The organism is Streptomyces sp. NPDC006552 (assembly GCF_040611655.1).
Classification (GTDB): Bacteria; Actinomycetota; Actinomycetes; order Streptomycetales; family Streptomycetaceae; genus Streptomyces.
This window is the reverse complement of the sequence record NZ_JBEXOS010000004.1, coordinates 195,905-202,025: the sequence shown is the minus strand read 5'-3', so window position 1 is coordinate 202,025 and position 6,121 is coordinate 195,905. Positions and strand designations below refer to the sequence as shown.

The following is a 6,121-nucleotide window of genomic DNA, read 5'->3' as shown; positions in this document are numbered from 1 at the left end:
ACCCCCGGCTCACCGCCCCGCCCCCGCCGTATCCCCCGCACCCCCGTCCCCCGCAAGGGATCGGGGCTCCGTCGTATCCGCCGGGGCCGTGGACGGCGTCCTGGCGTCGGTTACCGCAGTTCCTTCGGCGGCGTCCGCTCGCCGTCCACCTTCTCCACCCGCTCCAGCTCGCCCCAGACCACGTACCGGTACCGCGAGGTGTAGACCGGCGTGCACGTCGTCAGCGTGATGTAGTGGCCGGCCTTCTTCACGCCGGACTCCTTGGGGATGCGCCCCAGCACGTCCACGTTGTACTTCGTCGTCTCCGGGAGGATGTCGTAGACCTTGTAGACGTACCACGCGTCCCGGGACTCGTAGACGATCGCGTCGCCCTTCTCGATCTTGTCGATGTTGTGGAACTTGGCGCCGTGCCCGTCACGGTGCGCGGCCAGCGAGAAGTTCCCCTCCTTGCCGCTGGTCGGCAGCGTGGCCTTGACCGGGTCCGTGTAGTACCCGGCGACGCCGTCGTTGAGGACCTTGGACGACGTGCCCTTCTCGACCAGCACCTCGCCCTTGCTCATCGACGGCACGTGCAGGAAGCCGATGCCGTCCTTGGTGTCCAGGGCGCCCGGGCCGGTCTGCCGGGACCAGTGGTCGCGGACCTTGTCCCCCTGCTTGTGCGCGGCCCGGTCGGCCACCACGTTCGTCCACCACAGCGAGTAGACGACGAACAGGCCGAGCAACAGGCCGCCCGTGATGAGCAGTTCACCGAAGACACTGACGGCGGTCGCGATGCGCCCGCGGCGGGGCGGGGGCGAGGCGGCCTTCGTGTCGGCCTCTTCCTCGTGGTCGGTCGTCGCTGCCACTGCCTGTTGCCCCGTCCCTGTGCCCGATGTGCCCGTTGCCGCCGCCCGCTCACCCGACGAGCGCGTCCGGCTTGCCCTCGCTGCGCGGCCGCTCCTCGACCATCTTGCCCCAGACGATCATCCGGTACGTACTGGTGAACTCCGGCGTACAGGTCGTCAGCGTGATGTAGCGGCCCGGCGTGGTGAAGCCGGAACCGACCGGGACCGGATTGATCACCGCCGTGTTCGAGGGAGGCGTCTGCGGCAGGATGCTCGCCATCTTGTACACGTAGTACGTGTCCTGCGTCTCGACCACGATCGGGTCGCCGGGCCGCAGGCGGTTGATGTAGCGGAACGGCTCGCCATGGGTGTTGCGGTGCCCCGCCAGCGCGAAGTTCCCCGTCTTCGCGTCGGGCATCGCGGTCGGAATGCTGTCCTTGTCGTAGTGCCCGACCATGCCCTTGTCGAGGACCTTCGTCTTGCTGATCCCTTCCGCGATCGGCACGACGACGTCCAGCTTCGGAATGGAGAGGATCGCGAAGCCCTGCCCGGGCTCGAATGAGTCCGGCTTCCCCTTGCCGCTGGCCCAGTCGTCCTCGAGGTGGTGCCGGGCGTTGCCGGCGAGGTTGTGGGCCCGGATGTTGGACCACCACAGCTGGTACGTGACGAACAGCAGCATCAGCACCCCGATGCTGATGAAGACCTCGCCGATCGCACGGCTCACGAGGACCCCGGCGGTGGGTTTGGCGGCCCGCGCGGCCCGTCGCGCCTCGACCCGCGTGAGCGGCTTCCCACCGTCCTCCGCGGCAGCGGACGGTGGCGCGCCTGACGCCCGCCGTCTGCCGCCCCCGCCCTTCTTGGCGGCCCTGCGGCGCGCGGCGCGGCCTTCGGCAGGGACGGGCGCCCCGGACTCCGGTTCGGTCTCGCGCTCCGGGTCGCCGCCGGGTTCCGCCGTCGGCTCGGGCTCCACTATTCGCCGCGTGTCGGCGGTCCGCAGCGCCACGGTCTGATCGTCCCGCACGGGCGCCTGCCGCCCGGCCGGGGCCCCGCCGTACCAGTCCTGCGCGTACCCCTCGGGGTCGTACCACTCCGGTTCCGGCTCGCCGCGCTCCGGCCCCCCTGCCGCCTCCTGCTGCGCCTCCTCCGCCCGGAACCACGGCGACGGATGCTGCCCCGGCAGCGGATCGTTCAGCGGGTCGTCGAGGCCCCTGACGGCGTCCTCGAACCCACCGGCGCCGTCCTGCTCAGGGCGCAGCGCGGTCACGCCGAGGCCCTGCCCACGACCGGTGCGAGCCCGGCCGAGCGGCCCACCGCCTCCTTGTCCCCGCACGCGGCGAGCCAGTTCGCCAGCATCAGGTGCCCGTACTCGGTAAGGACGGACTCCGGGTGGAACTGGACGCCTTCGACGGGCAGTTCGCGGTGGCGCAGCCCCATCACGATGCCGTCCTCGGTCCGCGCGGTCACCTCCAGCGCGTCCGGCACGGTGTCCGGCTCGGCCGCCAGCGAGTGGTAGCGGGTCGCGGTGAACGGGTCGGGCAGCCCCGCGAAGACGCCGCCGCCCGCGTGCCGCACCAGCGACGTCTTGCCGTGCAGCAGCTCCGGCGCCCGGCCCACCACACCGCCGTACGCGACCTGCATCGACTGCATGCCGAGGCAGACACCGAAGACGGGGACGCCGCTCGCCGCGCAGTGCCGCACCATCTCGATGCAGACACCGGCCTGCTCGGGGGCGCCGGGGCCCGGGCTGAGGAGCACACCGTCGAAGCCGTCCTGGGCGTGCGCCGGGCTCACCTCGTCGTTGCGCAGCACCTCGCACTCGGCGCCCAGCTGGTACAGGTACTGGACGAGGTTGAAGACGAAGCTGTCGTAGTTGTCGACGACGAGAATGCGGGTCCTGCGGGTCTCTCCGGTCTCACGCGTGCTCACTGGCCGTCCACCGTCACATCGTTGAAGGGCAGCAACGGCTCGGCCCACGGGAAGACGTACTGGAAGAGGACGTAGACCACGGCCAGGGCCAGCACGATCGAGATCGCCGCCCTCAGCCACGCGTTCCCCGGCAGATGCCGCCAGATCCAGCCGTACATGCCGGTCGCTCCCCTTTGACAGTTCCAACGCCCTCGCCGCACGGCTCAGCCGTCGCCGTACGCCACCAGACTAACGGCGCAGGGCCTCCGGTTTCCCGGCCTCCACGGGCTGAGTGGCATCCAAATGCGCCCAGACGATCAGCCGGTGGCTGTGCCCCCACTCCGGCTCGCAGGTGGTCAGGGTCAGATAGCGGCCCGGCCGCGTGTACCCGGAGGCGCGCGGCACGGGGTCGACCACCGCCACATCGCCGGGCAGCGTCGTGTGCGGCCCCTTGTCGATCCGGTACGTGAACCAGGTGGTCCCGTCGGTCAGCACCACGGCGTCCCCCGGCCGCAGCCGGGGGAAGTCCTTGAACGGGTCCCCGTACGTGCGCCGGTGCCCGGCCACCGCGAAGTTGCCTTGCTGTCCCAGCCGCGCCGTGCCGGAGTAGTGGCCGAGCCCCTTCTTCAAGGTCCCGCCCTTCGTGTCCTCAAGGACGGGCTTGTTCCACGTGAAACCAAGCCGCGGGATGTACATCACGGCGAACGGCTCGCCGTCCTTGTACGCGGCCGGCCGCGGCGGCGAGGACGGGGCCGAGGGAGGAGGCGCTGTGGCGACCGGACGCTTGGCCCACTGGTCCTGGAGGTCGTCGATCTGCCGGTTCATCGCGCTGTCGGCCTGCACACCGGTCCAGAACAGCACATAGACGACGAACAGCACGATCACGGCGCCCACGGTGATGCACAGCTCGCTCGCCGTCCGGACGACGGCCCGCACCGAGACCCGCACCGACACCGACGGCCTCCCCCGTCCCGGGTGTTGCCGCACCGGCTTCGCGTGGTGGAAAGGGTGTTACTGCACCGGCGCCGCGTAGTGGAGATCCACTGTGCCCGAGTACGCGGGAAGAGTCACCGCCCCGTCGTCCTCCACTTTCCAGCCGAGCCCGTACGCGTTGACGTAGAGCATGTAGTTCTGGATCTCGGGGGAGGCCGCGACGGCCTGCTTCAGCTTCTCCGGGTCACCGACCGCGGTGATCTTGTACGGGGGCGAGTAGACGCGGCCCTGGAGGATCAGGGTGTTGCCCACGCAGCGCACGGCGGAGGTGGAGATGAGGCGCTGGTCCATCACCTTGACCCCCTTGGCGCCGCCGTGCCACAGGGCGTTGACCACGGCCTGGAGGTCCTGCTGGTGGATGACCAGGTCGTTGGGCTGGGGCTCGGGGTAGCCGGGGAGCTTGGCGGTGGCGTTCGGCGGGGCGTCGTCGAGCGTGACGGAGACGGCCTGCCCCTTGAGCTTCTTCGTCCCCGAGGCCTTCTCCAGGCCGTCCAGCTTCTCGTCCTCGGCCCTGGTCGAACCGTCGTCCCGCTCGGCCAGCGCCTCGACGTCCTTCCGCACCCCGCTGTTGCCCTCTTCCAGCTCCTTGTTCTTGTGGCTGCGCTCCAAGATGAGGTCGGAGAGCTTCAACAAGGACGTATCCGTACGGATATTGGTGCCCTTGGCCGTATTGAAACTGGTGAAGAAGATGAGCCCGGCGAGGGCGAAGACGCCCACGGTGAGCAGGCGCACGGGCCGCAGGCGCCCGCGCGGGGGCCTGTTGTCGGGTTCGGCAGAATTGCTCAACGTACCCGTATCTCCTTCGACGCCGCGGAAGCACTACGCTAACGGACGCCCGGGGGAGTGTTCGGATTCGTCAAAGCTTCCGCTTGTACGCTGCCCCGGAGCCAGCCCACGTCCCCTGCGCGGCCACGCAGCGCATCGACAGGAGAAACCCTCGTGCCGAAGTCACGTATCCGCAAGAAGGCCGACTACACGCCGCCGCCGGCGTCGAAGCAGGCAGCCAATATCAAGCTGACCAACCGTGGCTGGGTGGCCCCGGTGATGCTCGCCATGTTCCTCATCGGGCTCGCCTGGATCGTGGTCTTCTACGTGACCGACGGTTCGCTGCCGATCGACGCCCTCGGCAACTGGAACATCGTCGTGGGCTTCGGCTTCATCGCCGCGGGCTTCGGCGTCTCCACCCAGTGGAAGTAGCCCGTACCCGGGACCACCGCTTCCCACCAGCTCTGCCCCGAGCTATCCACTGAGTTATCCACAGGTTTTCCACATGGGGAAAAGGTCAGACGATCTGTGGATAACCCTCTGGGTGTTGACGCCGGTGTGACCGGCGAGGACACGCTCGGTCATCTGTTCGCCCCTTGTCCTTCCTGGGAAAACCCAGCTCAGGGACGAGGGGCACAGTTGTTCTCCACCGCATGCACAGGAACCGGCACTCGCTGTGGACAACGCCGGTCACCATCGGTGGCCGACCTGGCTCAAGTGAGCTGACCCGTCCGTACCACGACGGTGACCAGCACGGCGACGAGGACCACCGCACAGGCCCCGAACTGCACGAGGGCGCGGCGCTCCCGGGGCGCGTGCACCATCGCGTACCCGACGACGAGACCGCCGACGAGGCCGCCGATGTGGGCCTGCCAGGCGATGTTGAAGGACGGGGTGAAGGTGAAGATCAGGTTGATCACGAGCATGGCGACGAGCGGGCGCAGGTCGAAGTTGAGCCGCCGCATCAGGATGCCCGTCGCACCGATGAGCCCGAAGATCGCTCCGGAGGCGCCGAGCGACTGCTCGGCGGGGTCGGCGAGCAGATAGGTCAGCGCGCTGCCCGCGAGCCCGGAGACGACATAAAGGGCAAGGTAACGGGCGCGGCCGAGCGCGGCTTCCAGCGGCCCGCCGATCCACCACAGGCTCAGCATGTTGAACCCGAGGTGGAAGAAGCCGCCGTGCAGGAACATCGCGGTCAGCAGCCGGTACCACTGCCCCTCGGCGACGCCCTGCGGTTCGCTCATCCCGGGCACGAAGGCGTGGCCGAGCATCTCGAACCGGAAGGCGAACATGTCCCCGGCCGTCTGCTGCACCACGAACGCGGCCAGGCAGAGCCCGATCAGGACCTTCGTGATCAGGCGCGGGTCCGCGGTGACCGTGCCGCCGGCCACGGTCCGCGGCTGGTTGGCACCGGGCGCGTGCCCGGTGCCGGAACCCCCGCGGACACAGTCCGGGCACTGGAATCCGACCGAGGCGCTGACCATGCACGCGGGACAGATGGGCCGCTCGCACCGGACGCAGCGGATGCCGGTCTGCCGGTCCGGATGCCGGTAGCAGCCAGGCAGCTCCTGAGCGTCCTGCGGTTCCTGCGGGCTGCCGGGCGCCTGATCCATGACGGTCGTCCCCTCGGATGG

Annotated in this window: 8 protein-coding genes; 1 reads left to right on the top strand and 7 read right to left on the bottom strand. The window is 69.4% G+C overall.

Annotated features, from left to right (window positions below):
* Nucleotides 1-110: 110 nt before the first annotated feature.
* The 6 genes from ABZY33_RS04470 to ABZY33_RS04445 form a co-directional block, all read right to left on the bottom strand.
* Nucleotides 111-845, bottom strand: coding sequence for a class E sortase (locus ABZY33_RS04470; RefSeq protein WP_356489943.1), 735 nt, complete (start codon nucleotides 843-845; stop codon nucleotides 111-113).
* Nucleotides 846-894: 49 nt separating this feature from the next.
* Nucleotides 895-2,088 (bottom strand): class E sortase, encoded by a 1,194-nt coding sequence (locus ABZY33_RS04465; RefSeq protein ID WP_356489942.1) that lies wholly within the window; start codon nucleotides 2,086-2,088, stop codon nucleotides 895-897.
* Nucleotides 2,085-2,750 carry an aminodeoxychorismate/anthranilate synthase component II gene (locus ABZY33_RS04460; RefSeq protein ID WP_356489941.1) on the bottom strand — a complete coding sequence of 222 codons (666 nt, stop codon included), beginning with the start codon at nucleotides 2,748-2,750 and terminating at the stop codon, nucleotides 2,085-2,087. Before ABZY33_RS04460 ends, ABZY33_RS04465 begins: the two co-directional genes overlap by 4 nt.
* Complete coding sequence (locus ABZY33_RS04455; RefSeq protein ID WP_324774593.1) at nucleotides 2,747-2,908, bottom strand: hypothetical protein; 162 nt, start codon at nucleotides 2,906-2,908, stop codon at nucleotides 2,747-2,749. The genes ABZY33_RS04460 and ABZY33_RS04455 overlap by 4 nt, the downstream gene beginning before the upstream one ends.
* Nucleotides 2,909-2,978: 70 nt before the next feature.
* Nucleotides 2,979-3,665 carry a class E sortase gene (locus ABZY33_RS04450; protein WP_356489958.1) on the bottom strand — a complete coding sequence of 229 codons (687 nt, stop codon included), beginning with the start codon at nucleotides 3,663-3,665 and terminating at the stop codon, nucleotides 2,979-2,981.
* A gap of 75 nt (nucleotides 3,666-3,740) precedes the next feature.
* Nucleotides 3,741-4,508 (bottom strand): DUF881 domain-containing protein, encoded by a 768-nt coding sequence (locus tag ABZY33_RS04445; protein WP_356489940.1) that lies wholly within the window; start codon nucleotides 4,506-4,508, stop codon nucleotides 3,741-3,743.
* A gap of 153 nt (nucleotides 4,509-4,661) precedes the next feature.
* Between ABZY33_RS04445 and crgA the strand changes: the two genes are divergently transcribed.
* Nucleotides 4,662-4,919 carry a cell division protein CrgA gene (gene crgA, locus ABZY33_RS04440; protein ID WP_356489939.1) on the top strand — a complete coding sequence of 86 codons (258 nt, stop codon included), beginning with the start codon at nucleotides 4,662-4,664 and terminating at the stop codon, nucleotides 4,917-4,919.
* Between the two features lie 281 nt (nucleotides 4,920-5,200).
* On the opposite strand, the gene ABZY33_RS04435 is transcribed toward crgA, so the two are convergent.
* Nucleotides 5,201-6,100 carry a rhomboid family intramembrane serine protease gene (locus ABZY33_RS04435; RefSeq protein WP_356489938.1) on the bottom strand — a complete coding sequence of 300 codons (900 nt, stop codon included), beginning with the start codon at nucleotides 6,098-6,100 and terminating at the stop codon, nucleotides 5,201-5,203.
* Nucleotides 6,101-6,121 lie beyond the last annotated feature (21 nt).